Origin of the sequence: Bradyrhizobium sp. LTSP885 (assembly GCF_000938305.1) — a bacterium.
Classification (GTDB): domain Bacteria; phylum Pseudomonadota; class Alphaproteobacteria; order Rhizobiales; family Xanthobacteraceae; genus Bradyrhizobium.
This window is the reverse complement of record NZ_JYMT01000036.1, coordinates 247675-263842: the sequence shown is the minus strand read 5'-3', so window position 1 is coordinate 263842 and position 16168 is coordinate 247675. Positions and strand designations below refer to the sequence as shown.

The window sequence follows — 16168 nt, the reverse complement described above, 5'->3', positions numbered from 1 at the left end:
TTACGTCTGGGAGGCTCGCGCAGATGTCGTTGGAGAGCGAGGCTGGCTCTGCGCAGACGCGCGATTGTGGGCTGGGGAATGATGGCTTGGAGCAGGGAGGCGATGAGCTGACGGAGCAGGCGCCATGCTGCAGGTCTGGTTAGGCGGCTTCGGCCAAGCGGGGAGAGTCCTCGAGTTCGTCGACAAGCGGCTCGAGCAGAAGAATGATCAGCAGGTGAGCGAGGATATGGGGTCTGGCAGACCGCTCGTCAGTTCCTGGAGGTCCTTTCAAGCCAATCAGGCTCTTCAGCCGCTTGAAGCCGAGTTCGATCCGCCATCGCAGCCGGTAAAGGGCAAGCAGATCAGCGGTTGTGAAGTCCTCGGGCTTGAGCGAGGTCACCAGGATCACCCAATCCGCAGCATCAAGCGTTTGCCTGGAGAGACGATGGCCTCCCTTCTGAGCCGTCCTGCGTGCCTTGCGCCGTGCAGCCTGAGCCGCATCTGCAGGTTTCTTGACGGCAACCAAACGCACAGCAAGCGGTGCTCCACCAGACTTGCGTTTTACCCAGATCGGCCGGTCGATGATGCCGCGTGCCGCGGCCTTGCGCAGTTCGGCGACGAGATCGATCAGATTGCCTTTGCGATCCAGCCAACAAGCGCTCTTCCAGCCCGAGCGGATCACGAAGTCCGCACCGGCCTCGACCAGATACGCCATGCGCTCCGGCTGCAGATAGGCGCGGTCGGCAAGACGGATCTCGCCGGCAATCAGCGGGATCCGGTCCAGCGTCTCGCCCGCGCGTTCGTCGGTCAGCTCGAAGTGACCAAAACGTTCTTGCGGAAGATCGAACGCACTGTGGATGCGCCACACCGCATTCTTCTGCCTGCCGCCGGTTCCAGCTTTTGGGACCGTCGTGGCGTCAACGATGCGGATCAGTCGACCGCGGCTTGCCTTCGGCGCACCGCTCGCAAGTGCCCGGCCTATCAGCTGTGCAAGCCAATCCCCGGACTGACGCAGCCGGTATAACAGAGCCACGTTGGAGATATCGACAAGGCCCACCGAAGTCGCCCATGCCGCCGTCAACCGCAGACCTCTCGTGCCCAGGCAATACGCAAGGATCAGCCGCAGCAGATCGACTGCATTGCTGATCTCGCGCGGGCGAACAAACGCCTTCGTCTCCCGCGCGCCAGCCTCCAGAGCCTCAGCTCCGCCCAGCCGCGAAACAACACGCGCCCAGTCTTCGTTCACAAGCGATTCGTTTCTCATCTCTTCTTGGAATCACACGTAAATCCAACGCGCAAATCCTATTTTAGCGCCTATGGGCGCAGGCCGGGACCCATAACCACCGATACCAATTGTTGTGCCACGCCGGAACGACGAGTCCCATTCACAACACCCGCTGCGGAGTATGGGTCCCGGCCTTCGCCGGGACGACGGCGGTGTGTGCAGTAGCACCTTCGCTAACCGCTCACATCGCGCGCGCAAAGCGTCGGAACGATATGCCGTCAGCTCGAACTCGTGGTCGTCGTCCGCACCACGCGCTTGACCTTGTCGGCGGTGTAGGATTGACCGCCGATCGACAGCAACGGGGGCGAGGCCATCAGGTCGACGGAGTCGACCATGCCTTGCACCTCGGTGGAGATCGAGATGCTGTTGCCGCTGGAATCCTTGCCGGTGGCGGTCAGCGTGTAGGTGCCGGGCGGCCACTGGGAGCCGTCATTGCCCTTGCCGTCCCAGACGAAGCTGGCATTGCCCTGGTTCAAGGTGAAGTTGCCGGAATAGGCGGTCTGGCCGGTCGAATTGGTGATCGTGACCGCGGCGTTGGTGCCCTTTGCCGCGGTCAGGTTCCAGGTCGCGGATTTGTCGAACTGGGCCTTGCTGCCGTCGACCGCGACGGTGTTGCCGACATAGATCAGCGCCTGCGTCGACTGCGCGCTCTTTTCGATGTCGACCAGCGATTTGAGCTGGTCGTTCGATTTGAGCTGCTGCTCGACGCCGGCGAACTGCACGAGCTGCTGGGTGAACTGGTTGGTGTCGAGCGGATCGAGTGGATTCTGGTTCTTCAGCTGCGTCGTCAGCAGCGTCAGGAAGGTCTGGAAATTGTCCGCGATGCCTGTTGTCGCCGTCGACGCGCTGCTGCCGGAGCTCGATCCGGTGCCGGTTCCTGGCGCCGAGACAACCGGCGCCGGCATGGTTGCATCGACTGACATCGTGAACTCCCTACACTCTGATATCGACGCCGCCGAGTGCGCTGGCGGTGCGCCCGTAGGAGCGGCCAGCCGCGGCGGCGGGGGTGGCGTCTTCGTCGCTGACGATCAGTTGGTGGCCGTTCGGGTTGGACTGGCCGTTGTTGTTCTGGCCCGATTGCGACTGGTCGCGCAGGCTGAACTGCAATCCGCCATTGCTGGTCGACAGGCCGGCATTGTCGAGCGCGCGCTGCAGCTGATTGGCGTCCTGGCGCAGCATCGACAGCGTTTCAGGCCGCTCGACGGTGAGATGCGAGGTCACCTGGCCATTGCGATCGACATCGATGCGGACGTCGATGCGGCCAAGCTCCGCAGGATCCAGCCGGATTTCGAACCGGCTCTTGCCGCTCTTTGCGGAGGCCGCGATCTCGACTGCAAGGCTGCTCATCGGCACCGCGGCGCTTTGCGAGGCGGTGCTGGCGGTCAATTGCGCCGTCGCAATCGGTGTCGTGGTCGGCTGTTGCAGCGGAATCGCGTTCGCGGCCTGCGCGCTGAGGTCGGGCGTGGTGACCTGGGTCTGCGCGGTCGTGCCGGCATGGCCATTGGTCGCCGGTGCCGGTGTCGCATTGCCGTTGCCGTCGGCCTTGGCGGCATCGGCGACGTCGCTATCGGCCTTCACCTTGCCGGCGACGGCGTCGGGCTGGGTGACACCGGGCACGATGGTCGTCGGCGTGGCGGCGGCGCTCGATCCGGCGCTGCTGTCCTGATCGGCCGGGGTGGCTTTCGCAGTCGGCTGGGCGGCGGGCTGCGCGGTCGTCTTGCCGGCGGGTTTTGCCGTCGCGACCGTGGCGGCGAGCGCCATTCCGGCGGTCGCGCTGCTGGTTACGGTCGCGGCGCCTTGCGCCGTCGCCGCGTCGGTCGCGACCTGCGGTTCGGCTTTCGCGCCGGCCGCCTTGGCGACGTTGGCTGCGTTCGCGGTGGTGGTAACGGCGGTTGCGGTGTCGGTCCCGGCGGGAACGCCGGTGCCGGCGATGGCCGAGCTTGCAGCAATGGCCGCCGCCGCGATCGCCAGCGGAGCTGCGGGCTTGTCGGATGGGGCAGGCGGAGCCGGTGTATTGGTCGGCGCGGGAGCCGCGGCAATCACGGTGGCGACCGCGTTTGCCGCATTGGACGCGTCCTGCCTGGCGTCGGTCTGCGTGGCCGCCTGCGTCGTGTTGTCGGTGGATTGGCTTTTGTCTGCAGAGTTGGAGTCGTCGGATTTCGATTTCGACTTGGTCTTGCGCGAGCCGCTGCTGCTGTCGTCAACCGTGCTGTCGTCGGACGAAGCGCTGGTGTCGCGCGATGATGGGCCTGTCGTTGTCGACGAAGATGTCGACGATGAATCGTCGGTCGGGCGCGGGGGCGGGGGTGGCGTGTTTGACGGGGCGGATGGCCAATAGTCGGTGCTGGCCGTATTGTTGCTGTCGACCAATGCGGCAAAGCCGTCATTCCCCGCCTGCGACGCTTGGTCCTGCCGCGCCGAGCGCTGGGCTGCAGCCTGAAAGGACAGGGTTGCCAATGTTTCCGACGTGACGCTGACCACAGCCAACCCTCGCAATGAGATTTCCGTCCTACAGTCAGCAAGGACTGGGCCAATTGTGGCAAGAATAAAATATGTAATAATTTCAATTATTTATCAGAATGCGACGCTGGTCGAAACGGGTTCCCGGCGGTCTCATTTTTGCCCGGCGGCAAGATTTGCCGTCGCTTCCTCTGATTGCCTCCCCGGAATACGGCCTATATTAGAGTGCAGTCTCCCATGCGTCCCGAACCGACCGATCCGGCCTTGCAAGTGTTCTTGGATCGAGTGTTCTTGGATGCGTTCTTAGGCTCTCTGAATAAAGACGTTTTTCAAATCCCGTCGCGGAGCGCTAAAACCTCGCCGCGACAACGATCGATGACCCCATAAGATGCTCAACAATCTGGATCTCCAAGGCCGCCCTGAGGACACACGGATCGTGGTCGCCATGTCCGGCGGTGTCGATTCCTCTGTCACGGCCGCGCTGTTGAAGTCGCAGGGCTATGACGTGGTCGGGATCACGCTGCAGCTCTACGATCATGGCGCCGCCACCCATCGCAAGGGCGCCTGCTGCGCCGGCCGCGACATCCATGACGCGCGCAACGTCGCCGAGCGGATCGGCATCCCGCATTACGTGCTCGACTATGAAAGCCGCTTCAAGGAATCCGTGATCGACAATTTCGCCGACAGCTACGCGCTCGGCGAGACCCCGGTGCCGTGCATTGAATGCAACCGTTCGGTCAAGTTTCGCGACCTGCTCGCGACTGCGCGCGAGCTCGGCGCGCAGGCGCTCGCCACCGGCCACTACGTCGCGTCGCGTCGCCTTGCGGGCGGATCGCGCACGCTGGTCTGCGCGGCGGATGCCGATCGCGACCAGAGCTATTTCCTGTTCGCGACCACGCGCGAGCAGCTCGACTTCCTGCGCTTCCCGCTCGGCGACATGACCAAGCCGCAGACCCGCGAGCTGGCGCGGCGGTTCGATCTCGAGGTTGCCGACAAGCAGGACAGCCAGGACATCTGCTTCGTGCCGACCGGCCGCTACACCGACATCATCGGCCGCCTGAAGCCGAACGCGATCGCGCCCGGCGACATCGTCGATCTCAATGGCAACGTGATCGGCCTGCACCAGGGCATCGTTCATTTCACGGTCGGCCAGCGCAAGGGTCTCGGCATCGCGGCCAGCGCACCGCTCTATGTGATCAGGCTCGATGCGGCGACGCGCCGTGTCGTGGTCGGACCGCGCGAGGCGTTGCGCATGGATCGCATCGCGCTGCGCGACGTCAACTGGATCGGCGACGGGCCGCTGGATCGCGTGATCGGCGAGGGCATCGAGATGTATGTCCGCGTGCGCTCGACCCGCGCGCCGCAGCCGGCGTGGCTGCGCGCGGTGGCCGGCGGCTACGAGGTCGAACTCGTCGCCGGCGAGGAGGGCGTGTCGCCCGGCCAGGCCTGCGTGTTCTACGATGCGCCGACGGGGCAGGCGCGCGTGCTCGGCGGCGGCTTCATCAAGAGCGCGACCGCAAGCCGTTCGGCGCGAGCTATGACGCGAGACACGATGACGCCGCTCGCAGAAGCGGTTCGTAGCTAGAGGTTTCGGGGCAGGGAATGGCTGGGGACATCGACCGCGAGGGGGTCGAAAAGGCGTATGGCCGCTGGGCACCGATCTACGATCTGGTGTTCGGTAAGGTGTTCGATCAGGGCCGCCAGTCGACGATTGCCGAGGCCGACCGGATCGGCGGACGCGTGCTCGACGTTGGTGTCGGCACCGGACTGTCGCTGTCGGATTATTCGCGCACCACAAAACTCTGCGGCGTCGATATTTCCGAGCCGATGCTGCGGCGGGCGCAGCAGCGCGTGCGCGCGCTGGGCTTGAGCAATGTCGAGACGCTGGCGGTGATGGATGCCAAGAACCTCGCGTTCCCGGATTCGTTCTTCGATGCGGTGGTCGCGCAATATGTCATCACGGCGGTGCCGGACCCGGAGGCGACGCTGGACGATTTCATCCGCGTGTTGAAGCCCGGCGGCGAGCTGATCCTGGTCAATCACATCGGCGCCGAAAGCGGGCCGCGCCGGATCTTCGAACTCGCGTTTGCGCCGCTGGCACGGCGGCTTGGTTGGCGGCCGGAATTCCCGTGGGCGCGGTTGACCGATTGGGCCGCCCGGCACGGCGGTGTCAGCCTCGCGGAACGGCGGCCGATGCCGCCAATGGGCCATTTCTCGCTGATCCGGTTCCGCAAATCGTGAGGTGGCGACGATTTTGATAAGGAACATCGGCGCGCCGTCGCGGTTTTCCTGTCATGAGGATCAATCGAACACTCGCTTTGTCCTGCGCGCTGATAGCCGCGCCCGTCGTGGCCGCCGCGCAAGCGCCGCCTGAGCCGGCAACGCCGCCGGCCCAGACTGCGCCGCCGTCGCCATCGCGTGCCGTCAATTGCGCGCCGATGCAGCAGCCGGCGCATCCCGGCGTAGCGGCACCCGAGGGGACCACCACGGGGCAGCGCGCCGAGCCATTAGGTGACAAACTCGCCAGATCCGACGGTGTGCTGTGCCCACCTGCGGGCGTCGATCCCGAGATGCGTGCGCCGACCCCGGATAGCGGCAACACCCCGGTGATTCCGCCGCCCGGAAGCCCCGGCGGCGACCCGTCGGTCCGGCCGAAATAGCCTCTCTCTCCAATAAGTTGGAGGTCGGGTCCGGTTTGCTTGACAGGCGCGCGCCCCACTCTTTATATGCCGCGCGTTCGCGCCCGCGGCCTGTAGGCCGCCGATAGCGACGTTGTGGCGGGGTAGCTCAGCTGGTTAGAGCACGGGAATCATAATCCTGGGGTCGGGGGTTCGAGTCCCTCTCCCGCTACCACAAGCGCGCATGTCCGGCCCGGACACATCGGTAACAGGTCGTACCTAAGACATGGGTGACAACCTCGTGCCGAACGAGTTGTCGAGGGGTTGCAGGGTTTTCTGCTCCAAGTCGAAGTATCCCAGATCATAGTGCATGAAGCTGACGAGCCAAATGCCGTCGTCGACTTCCTTGATGCCGAGTTTCTGTCCGGCCAGGACGGTAGAGACGTTGATCCGCTTGCGATGCAGGCAGAGCCGTCCGCAGGCGGTGACGAGCACATCGCGGTCGTGGAAGGGATAGGTCAGTTCCGGCAGACCATCATAGGGGCGTATTGAGGCGGTGTAGAGTTCTGCCGGGCACTTCATGTCGAGCGCCTCATGCGGCCGTTCGGCATTGAACTCACGAACGAAGGCATCGAAGCGCTCCTGCTGCTGCAGGCTGTTGAAGCCCGGCGGCCGGGTTGCTTCCTTCTTGAGGGTGAGGTGCATGCGCTCATGCCGACCGTTCTGCTGCGGGTGGCCCGGCTTGATGCGCTCGATGGCGATGCCCAGCCTGAGCCACCAGACCGAGAGCTTTGAGAGATTGAACAGGGCGTTGGGACTAGCGAAGGGCACGCCGTTGTCGGAGCGGATGGCGAGCGGCAAACCGCGCTCACGGAATAGCCGCTCGAAGGCCGTCAAAGCCGTTTCTTCGCGAGTTGAATCCAGGGCTTCACACAGCAGCAGGAAGCGCGAGGCATGGTCGGTCGCGGTCAACGGGTAACAGTACCGCCCATTGCCAAGCTTGAACTCGCCCTTGAAGTCGGCGCACCAGAGGTCATTAGGGGCAGCGCCTTCCGAGAGCGGCGTGCCGCGCGCGCGGTGGCGCGGCCCGCCGCCGCGTCTGACCATGCCGTGGCGGTCGAGCACCGCGTGGATGGTGCTTTTGGCAGGAACCCGGATATCGCCGTCCAGCCGTCTGACCAGCAATTCCCGGATCTTGCGTGCACCCCAGTGCGGCTTCTCGGCCTTCAGCCGGACAATCAGGCCCTCGATCTGCTCCGGCAACTGGTTGGCATAGCGCACCGGCCGCCTCGAGCGATCGCTCAGGGCCTCAAGCCCGTGCTCCTTGTAACGGTCGAAAATCTTGTAGCCGGTCTTGCGGGATACCCCGAATTCCCGGCAGACGTCCGTCATCGCCTCCCCCTCCAGCAGGCGGGCGACAAAGCGCAGGCGCTCTTCCATGACCGAACTCGCTTTCCACGGCATCCACACCTCCCGCCTCGAAAAAAGCGAAAAGTGTAACCCATGTGTCCGGTACGGAATGTCACCTATGTCTCGGGCCGCTCACGCAAGGGTCTGAGTTCATCAAATAAACCTTAGCCACTGCCCGATGCCGGTCGCGCTCTGTCCAACTCGCACGCACGCAATCATGGCGACCGACGGAGTATCGCGCCGGACATTTGCATCGATCGTGTCGATGGTGGGATGCACGTGTGCGGACCTCGCGACGAGTGGTTGGCTTCATCAACTCGAACGCTTCGTTCGCACAAACGAGTCAATCGCAAGAGCTGCGATTTGTCGCCTGATGTAGCAGGCCGCTCGCCACATCTCCGGCAGCCATATCCCGCGCGGGTCAGGCTTCTGCTTGCACTCTGCGCCGCATCGATAACGTCTCGACGAACCGACCCGCGGCGCCGCTGTTGGCGCGATCGTCGAGACGTTATCGATGCGTCGACGTTCGGTGAGATCGAAAATCGTTTGTCCGTAATTGGTGTCCAGCTACGGGCCGCGGTAACCGCGTGCGATGGCGGTCAACGTCGCGGACAGCTGCACAAGGTCAACGCGCGGCGGATCGTGTTACCCACAGGCCTGCCAGTGAAGATGTGGCAATTCCGTCGCAGAGCCCGGCGATCCGCTCGCCCGACCGTACCGCATCGGATACGCGAGTCGGAGGCGTAGAAATCTCTCATGCCGTTGAAATACGGTCGGTTTTTATTGCTGAAGCTGAGTCGCCGAAGTGGGTTTTCGGCTATCGATTCCCGGCCCGCGGTTGGATAGCCCAGCTTTACCCACCGTTCCGCCCAATGCTGCCCAATTTTGAACCGGCCGACGGTAACGGAATTATTATTTAGCAATATCAATATGTTGCTGGGTGGTTTGACCTCACGCGCCCGTGATATTTGTGCAACATCTGCCCGAAAAGAGCCGCAACTGGCCCAAAACCAAGCTGTCTTTTGTTGCGTGATCGGGGGCCTTCTGTCTCTTATGGAACTGCGACGGAGGGGGGCATCCCAAGGTCGTCCCGTTAGGTGGTTCGCTTAAGTCCCTCGCGTTCATGCGGGTGTGTCCGAAGGCGCGAAGCGGCTAAGCGGGTTTAAGGGACAAAGGGAACCAACCTTAGGGTGTTTCACCCAGCGGATCCGGAACCTTCCCTGAGATAACGCAACTTGGAGGTTTAACATGAAGATGGTTAAGAGCCTTATCCTCGGCTCGGCGGCGGCTCTCGTCGCGGTCGGCGGAGCTCAGGCGGCCGATCTTCCCGTCAAGGCCAAAGCGGTCGAGTACGTGAAGGTTTGCTCCCTGTATGGTCCCGGCTTCTACTACATCCCGGGCACCGACACCTGCATCAAGCTGAGCGGCTACCTGCGTGCCGACGTTCTGGCGAACACCAACTCGGACTACTCTGGTCCGTTCGCTGGCGCCGGCGGCGCCCAGAACCGTTTCACCAACGGCTACACCTGGCGTTCTCGTGAAGACTTCGACATCGATACGCGCACGGCGACCGAATACGGCGTGGTCCGCACCTACTTCGATGCGACCTTCAGCTGGACGAACGACAGCTACGGCCCGGGCGCTACCGCGGGCGGCACCATTTACGCACCGCTCGGCACCTCCTCTGCGCCGGGCAACGCGAGCGGCGGTAACATCGCCGGCGGTTCGCTCGGCGTCTACCTGGCCTTCATCCAGTTCGCCGGTTTCACCATCGGTAAGGCGGTCTCGCAGTTCTCGGCTCCTTGGGTCAACTACCCGGGCAACAACTTCGACGGTCTCGTCGGCGGCTCGGGCTTCGTGACTGGCGTGAACCAGTTCAGCTACACCGCGCAGTTCGGCAACGGCGTGTCGCTGACTGTGTCGGCCCAGGATCAGACCCAGTACAGCCAGGGTGGCCTGCAGAACCTCGGCGCTCTCGGTGTCGGCGGTCTCGGCCCCTACGGCACGGGCGACTATGCCGGCTCGATGGCTCCGGACCTGATCGCCATGCTCCGCGTCGACCAGGCCTGGGGTCTGTTCCAGGCGTCGTTCGTGGCGCATGACAACCACGCGGCCTACTATGGCGCCACCGAGTTGACCGGTCATCCGGATGACAAGTGGGGCTGGGCCGGTGCGCTGGCCTTGTCGATCAAGAACATCCCGACCGGACCTGGCGACACCATCAACGTCCAGGGCGTCTACACCAACGGTGCAACCCGATACAACCTCAACGACCTGTCGCAAGCTGCTGCAACCCAGATGTTCGGCGGTACCAACTTGGCGGGCGCCTACCAGAGCGTTGGCATCGGCAGCGCTCCGGATAGCGTGTTCGTGACCGGTGGCTCGCAGCAGCTGGTCTCGACATGGGGTATGCGCGGTGCGTATGTCCACAACTGGAACCCCTACTGGAACACCAGCATCTACGGTGCCTACGCCCAGGTCATGTATAACAGCACGTCCAAGGGTTACATCTGCGGCCCGGGCGGTACTGGCGTGGGTGGTACGTTCGGCATTACCTTCGGTGCCGCCGGCCTGACCTCCTGCAACCCCGACTACGCCATCGCGCAGATCGGTACGCAGACCCAGTGGACCCCGGTCAAGAACCTGACCTTCACGGCAGACTTGATCTACCAGCGCCTGGACCAGAAGTACGCTGGCACGATCACCACCGCGGCCTTCGGCTCGGTCGGCAAGCCGCTTGCTACCTACCAGCTGAAGGATCAGGACGGCGTCAGCCTGCTGCTCCGCGCTCAGCGCAACTGGTAACACCGGTTGATCTGATCACGATCTAACAAAGCCCCCGGCGAGAAATCGCCGGGGGTCTTTTTTTGTCTATAATTGGAATTCCCGATCCAATCTCAGCATTTGTCAGCCAAGGATTTCTCTCGTCTACTTCCGTAAGGATCATCCGCGCGATGCAAGCCCACGTTTCCGGTGGCCCATCGGGCGCGGCAATCGCTTTCGCGGCTGCTGCGGAACATGCTAGATCAGGCGCGAAGCTGCGGCGGACCAGCGCGCCAACCAAAAGCGAGAACCGTGCCCGACCCCAACAAACCGATGAAGCTCAAATTCCGCTGCCCGGCCGAACTCGAGGGCAAGCTGCCGCCGCCGATACCGGCCTCGTTAGGCCTTCCCGGCTGGCTCAAGGCGATGCCGACCCAGGCCTTCAGCGCGCTCAACATGCGTGACGACAATACGGTCAAGCGCTGTCCTCCCTTCGTCGACGCCATGACCAGCGGCTTCCTGATTCCGCTCATGTGCGATCTCCGGTTCGAGAACGGCGAGATCACCTGGGACAACGATATCCCACCTGGCGGCGAACTCGATTTCCCGCGCTCACCAATCGGATTCCATGACTCGAGCCAGGTCACGGGCTCGCCGCTATTCGAGCCCGACCGGTTCGTGATCAAGTTTCACAATCTGTGGAGCATCGAGGCGCCGGAGGGGTATTCGCTGCTGTTCACGCATCCGCTCAACCGCTTCGATCTGCCGTTCACGACGCTGACCGGCCTGGTCGATTGCGACACTTATCGCGACACCTGGATTCATTTCCCGGCGCATTGGCACGATGTGAATTTCAGTGGCACGCTGCCGAAGGGCACGCCGGTTGCGCAATGCGTGCCGGTGAAGCGGGAAGACTGGATCGTAGAGACCGCGCCGTACAGCGCGGAGGAGACGCAACGGGTGCACGAACTGACCAAGACGATCAGCCGCGAAGCCGGAGTCTACCGGCGGCAATTCCGGGCTTAGGCCACCCTCGCCCGCAGGCAGAGGTGACGGGAGCATTGAGCCGTTTCCGTTCCGACGGAATTGGAACGAAACTCCAGACTCTTGCATTGACGCGTTTTCTTCACGCGAACCGGTATCCACTTCGCTCGACAACGCTCTGGCTCAGGCCTTGTCGCGCTGCAGGAATTTCGCAACCGCGCTCGGCCGGAAGAAGAACCGGCCATGCGATGAATTTGCGAGCGCGATGGTGGTTCGACCGAGCATCTGCGGCCCGCTGCTCAACGCCTTACGCAGCTCGGCTTCGCCGGCGTCACGCTCCCCCATTTCCAGAAGGCATGTGGCGAGATCGGCGCGCGTCATCGCATCGTCGGGATGCAGCCTCAGCAGCTGACGGAAGGCGTCGGCGGCGGCGGCATAGTCGCCGTCAAACAGCAGAATGCGCGCCAGCGCTGCCAGGATGTCGGGACGCCCGGGTGCTGCCTGGCTCGCCCGTGAAAGGATCACGCGCGCCGGGCCACGTGCGTTGCGGAGCAGGTGCATCCACGCCAGGTCCAGTTCGAGATCGAGGCTGCCGGGCGCCAACGCGAGCCCGCTTTCGAGGACGGCGATGGCCTCCTCGACGCGTCCGGCCGCGCCAAGCTGCCCGGCCAGTTCCTTGAAGGCCGGAATAAAGGCCGGGCGCCGCGCAACGGTCTGGCGCAATTGTTCGACCGCTTCCGCGTGGCGTCCGGCGCCGGCCAGCGCCGCGCCAAGCAGAGTTTCGATGCCCGCATCGCTACCGCGGCGCGCCGCCTTTTCGAGCGGCGCGATCGCCTCCGCGGCGCGGTTCTGCGCCAGCAGGGCGCGAGCCAGGATCTCGGCGGCGGCGGCGTCGGTGCGGCTCGCACGCAAGACCTCCCCGGCGAGCTGCTCGGCCTCGGCGAAATGCCCCATCCGCAGTGCCAGCGATGCGCGTTCGAGCAACTGGGCGGCACGGGAAGGCTGCGGCCCGCGGCCGGCAGAAGGATATGGATGCTTTGGCACGGGAGCTTGTTACCATATCTCCAGCGAGGCGATAACCACCACGGTGAAGGAAACCTCCAACACCTGTCGCGTCAAGAGCAGGGGCCCGCGGAGCGCACGCGTATGCCGTCGGCTGCGATGATACAGTTGGGAGGGGACCGTGAGGGCGTTCCCTGGAGTCTGACTCAAACAGCGTGCAGCAGTTTCAGGCCCTGGCGAAATGGCGATGGATCTCGTGGTGGTCCCATGCCTTGTCTGACGCCGCCGGAGTAATAGTATCCGGTCGAAACAGGTGCGTGAGGAGCTGGGATTGTTGCCGGGCGTCGAGGGCAAAGGCGAGTTCAACGTCCAGCGCGCAGCATTTGCCGCCACCATCGGCAACATGCTCGAATTCTATGATTTCATCACCTACAGCTTCTTCGCGGTCGAGATCGGGCGCACCTTCTTCCCGGCGCACAGCGCGTATGCCAGCCTGATGCTGTCGCTTGCGACCTTCGGCGCCGGATTCTTGACGCGGCCGATCGGCGGCATCGTGCTCGGCATCTATTCCGATCGCGTCGGCCGGCGGCCGGCCATGTTGCTCAGCTTCGCGCTGATGGGGGTTGCGATCCTCACCATCACGTTCACGCCATCCTATGACACGATCGGCCTGGCGGCCCCGATCATCGTGATCGCAGCAAGGATGGTGCAGGGATTTGCCCTCGGCGGCGAGGTCGGGCCGACCACGGCCTATCTCATCGAGATCGCTTCGCCGCAGCGTCGCGGCCTGGTGGTGGCGTGGCAGCCCGCCAGCCAGGAGATCGCGGCCACCGCAGGTGCCCTGGTCGGCGTCATGCTGAGCAGCACGATGACATCTGACATGCTCGACACCTATGGATGGCGCCTCGCATTCCTGATCGGCGCCGTCTGCCTGCCGTTCGGCCTATGGATGCGCCGAACACTGCCCGAAACGATCTCGCACGATGAGCGCGCGGCCGAAAGCGTCGAGAGCTCGAGCCATGTCATGCAGGCGCGCCGGCATATCCGCGTGATCGTGCTCGCGCTGATGATCCTGGCCAGCGGTACGATCTCGACCTATGTCACCCAGTACATGACGACCTATGCCAAGAACACCTTGCATGTGTCGCCGTCGCTGGCGTTCACCGTGTCGCTGGTCAGCAACGGGCTCCAGATCATAGGCGCGCTATTGGGTGGCTGGCTCGCTGACCGCTTCGGACGCAAGCCGATCATGATCTGGCCCCAACTGGTCGTGCTGGTCCTGACCTATCCGGCCTTCCTGTGGATCGTGCAAGCGCCCGGCGCGTGGTCGCTGCTGTTCGGCTTCGGCATCCTGTCGTTCATCGGATCCTTGCCGTTCACCGCCTTCTATGCGGCTTTCACCGAAGCCCTGCCGCAGAACACTCGCGGCGGCGTGTTCGCCACGATCTACGCGGTTGCGATCGCGACCTTTGGCGGCACCGCGCAGCTGGTGGTCACGTGGTTGCTTCACGTGACGGGCGATCCGCTGGCACCGTCGTGGTACCTTCTGATTGCGGCGACGGTCGGGCTGGTCGCCATGTGCCTGATGCCCGAGACCGCACCGGTCAAGATCGGCGAGACGTGACGCGCAGAAGCCCGCGTTCAATCCATGTCGCGAAAGGCGTGCCCGAACGTCTCCTCTCCATTCGCGTTTGACGGCACAAGCTGGCCGGGCGACCCGATGTCGTTTGCCGTCAGGCCGGCTTCTTCGCCTCCGGCGCGGCAAGCACCACGGAGGCCTCGCTTGTCAGCATCAGGAAGGTGATGGTTTCCTGGAAATAGAGCTGGACCGACTTCGCCGAATGGCTGAGATAGCCGATCGACAGGTCCTGACCGATGCTGAGCTGAAAGTCGCCGCCGCGGGTGGAGAGCACGACGCCGCCTGCTATGGCGGGCGCCCAGATGATCTTTCCATCGACCAGACGCTGGATATGCTGCAGCACCGGATAGCCGTCGTCGGTGGCGCCGCCGATCGCGGTATACGGATCGGTGCCGAGCAACAGCGCATAGGGGCCGTTGACACCCGCCAGCCGCAACTGGCTCACCGCCTGCGCGACCACACCGGGATAGCCTTTCACGTTTGTGGGGAGCGTCAGCACCGGGTTGCTGCTGCCCTGACGAATGCCCTGAATTCCTGCGGCGGCGTATCCATCGAAGACGGCGCGATCTTCGGCAAAGGCGATCTTGCGCGCGGCATCCTTCAGCGGGTCCCAGTCGGAATCGTTGGAGCCGCGCTCCACGTCGTCGATCGCCTGGCGCGTGAGCTCGAACGGAACGCGCAGTTCGACGAGCGCCTTGACGTCGCGTTGTGCGGCTTCGACACCGTCGCCCGGTGTCTGAATTTTCTGCTGATGCCCGGTGCCGACCGCGGAGAAATCCGTGCCTTTCGGGCCGTCGACATCGACCACACGGCGCGCCGCCAGATGGCGCTTCAGCGTGCGGGAGGCTTCCTCTTCGATCTGGGCCCACGCCGCGTCCGAGATGGGGGCTAATCCCCGATGAAGGTTATTCATGTCCAGCGTCTCCTTTGAGCGAGCCGATACCGAGCGAGCCATCGGACGGCGGCATTTTTGGTGTGGGCACAGCGTCGGTCTGATCTTCGTCATCCAGGGATGGCGCTGCGGGCGATGGCGCGGGTGCTTCGCTCGCGGCATCCTCCAGGAACGTCGCCGACGGTATGAAGAATAATGTGCCAGTCACCGCGTGGCTGAAGTCGAGCAGGCGGTCGTAGTTACCCGGAGGGCGGCCGACGAACATGTTCTCCAGCATCTGCTCGATGCGGTGCGGGGACTTGGCATAGCCGATGAAGTAGGTGCCGAACTCACCCTTGCTGATGTTGCCGAATGGCATGTTGTCGCGCACGATATCGAGTTCTTCGCCGTTCTCAACGATGGTGGTCAGGGCGTTGTGCGCGTAGCTCGGCTTCACCGCATCGTCCAGCTCGATGTCGGACAGCTTAGTCCGGCCGATGATCTTCTCCTGCATCTCCACGGGCAGCTCGTTCCACTTCTTCATGTCGTGGAGGTATTTTTGTACGATCACATAGCTGCCGCCGGCAAAGGCCGCATCCTCGTCGCCGATGATGGTGGCATCGCTGGCCGCCTGGTCCTCCGGATTCTCCGTCCCGTCGACAAAGCCGAGCAGGTCGCGCTCGTCGAAATATTTGAAGCCGTGCACCTCATCCGACGAGGCGACCGCATCGCCGAGCCGCGTCATGATTTGTGTCGCGAGCTCAAAGCACAGATCCATCGGCACGGCGCGGATATGAAACAGCAGATCGCCCGGCGTTGCGACGGCGTGATGAACGCCATGGATTTCGCGGAACGGGTGCAGATCCTTCGGCCTCGGCGCGCCAAACAGCCGGTCCCATGCGTCGGAGCCGATCCCCATCACGCAGGACAGCCGGCCCTCGAGATCGCGAAAACCCACGGCACGTACCAGCCCGGCCAGATCGCTGCACAGCGACCGCACCACCGCATCATAGTCCGGATCGGGCTTGATCGTGACGGCAAGGAAAATGGCAGCGCGCGTCAGCTTCGCAGCGACCGGTTGCGGAACGGCTGATGGCACGCATCTCTCCTTACTGAACTACGATTCCACGGCTGCAGAGAGCAAGGCAGAACGCCCA

13 protein-coding genes and 1 tRNA gene are annotated in these 16168 nt (G+C 63.7%); 7 read left to right on the top strand and 7 right to left on the bottom strand.

Annotated elements, in window-relative coordinates; translation table 11 throughout:
• Positions 1 to 139: 139 nt before the first annotated feature.
• The 3 genes from UP09_RS23785 to UP09_RS23775 form a co-directional block, all read right to left on the bottom strand.
• Positions 140 to 1243, bottom strand: coding sequence for an IS4 family transposase (locus tag UP09_RS23785; protein ID WP_044535962.1), 1104 nt, complete (start codon positions 1241 to 1243; stop codon positions 140 to 142).
• Positions 1244 to 1482: 239 nt separating this feature from the next.
• Complete coding sequence (locus UP09_RS23780) at positions 1483 to 2187, bottom strand: flagellar hook assembly protein FlgD (RefSeq protein ID WP_044540708.1); 705 nt, start codon at positions 2185 to 2187, stop codon at positions 1483 to 1485.
• 10 nt (positions 2188 to 2197) lie between these two features.
• Entirely contained in the window at positions 2198 to 3760 is a 1563-nt protein-coding gene (locus UP09_RS23775) for a flagellar hook-length control protein FliK (RefSeq protein ID WP_156164745.1), read from the bottom strand.
• A gap of 352 nt (positions 3761 to 4112) precedes the next feature.
• Between UP09_RS23775 and mnmA the strand changes: the two genes are divergently transcribed.
• From mnmA to UP09_RS23755, 4 genes are all read left to right on the top strand, one after another.
• Positions 4113 to 5309, top strand: a complete 1197-nt coding sequence (gene mnmA / locus UP09_RS23770; RefSeq protein ID WP_044540706.1) for a tRNA 2-thiouridine(34) synthase MnmA — start codon at positions 4113 to 4115, stop codon at positions 5307 to 5309.
• A 17-nt stretch (positions 5310 to 5326) separates the two neighbouring features.
• Positions 5327 to 5965, top strand: coding sequence for a class I SAM-dependent methyltransferase (locus UP09_RS23765; protein WP_044540705.1), 639 nt, complete (start codon positions 5327 to 5329; stop codon positions 5963 to 5965).
• A 53-nt stretch (positions 5966 to 6018) separates the two neighbouring features.
• Positions 6019 to 6384 (top strand): hypothetical protein, encoded by a 366-nt coding sequence (locus UP09_RS23760; protein WP_044540704.1) that lies wholly within the window; start codon positions 6019 to 6021, stop codon positions 6382 to 6384.
• A 116-nt stretch (positions 6385 to 6500) separates the two neighbouring features.
• A tRNA-Met gene (locus UP09_RS23755) sits at positions 6501 to 6577 on the top strand.
• 44 nt (positions 6578 to 6621) lie between these two features.
• On the opposite strand, the gene UP09_RS23750 is transcribed toward UP09_RS23755, so the two are convergent.
• A complete protein-coding gene (locus UP09_RS23750; protein ID WP_044540739.1) occupies positions 6622 to 7806 on the bottom strand; it encodes an IS481 family transposase in 1185 nt (394 codons plus the stop codon).
• A gap of 1194 nt (positions 7807 to 9000) precedes the next feature.
• Between UP09_RS23750 and UP09_RS23745 the strand changes: the two genes are divergently transcribed.
• The gene (locus UP09_RS23745) at positions 9001 to 10557 is read left to right on the top strand and encodes a porin (RefSeq protein WP_044540703.1); all 1557 of its coding nucleotides are present in this window, start codon (positions 9001 to 9003) and stop codon (positions 10555 to 10557) included.
• Positions 10558 to 10848: 291 nt separating this feature from the next.
• Positions 10849 to 11541 carry a hypothetical protein gene (locus tag UP09_RS23740; protein WP_044540702.1) on the top strand — a complete coding sequence of 231 codons (693 nt, stop codon included), beginning with the start codon at positions 10849 to 10851 and terminating at the stop codon, positions 11539 to 11541.
• 141 nt (positions 11542 to 11682) lie between these two features.
• Here UP09_RS23740 and UP09_RS23735 read toward each other — a convergent pair whose 3' ends face one another.
• Positions 11683 to 12483, bottom strand: a complete 801-nt coding sequence (locus UP09_RS23735; protein ID WP_283806015.1) for a tetratricopeptide repeat protein — start codon at positions 12481 to 12483, stop codon at positions 11683 to 11685.
• 421 nt (positions 12484 to 12904) lie between these two features.
• On the opposite strand from UP09_RS23735, the gene UP09_RS23730 reads away from it, so the two are divergent.
• Entirely contained in the window at positions 12905 to 14125 is a 1221-nt protein-coding gene (locus UP09_RS23730; RefSeq protein ID WP_156164748.1) for an MFS transporter, read from the top strand.
• Positions 14126 to 14234: 109 nt separating this feature from the next.
• Here UP09_RS23730 and UP09_RS23725 read toward each other — a convergent pair whose 3' ends face one another.
• Positions 14235 to 15053 (bottom strand): family 1 encapsulin nanocompartment shell protein, encoded by an 819-nt coding sequence (locus UP09_RS23725; protein ID WP_044540699.1) that lies wholly within the window; start codon positions 15051 to 15053, stop codon positions 14235 to 14237.
• Entirely contained in the window at positions 15046 to 16110 is a 1065-nt protein-coding gene (locus UP09_RS23720) for a Dyp-type peroxidase (RefSeq protein WP_044540697.1), read from the bottom strand. Before UP09_RS23720 ends, UP09_RS23725 begins: the two co-directional genes overlap by 8 nt.
• Positions 16111 to 16168: the final 58 nt, after the last annotated feature.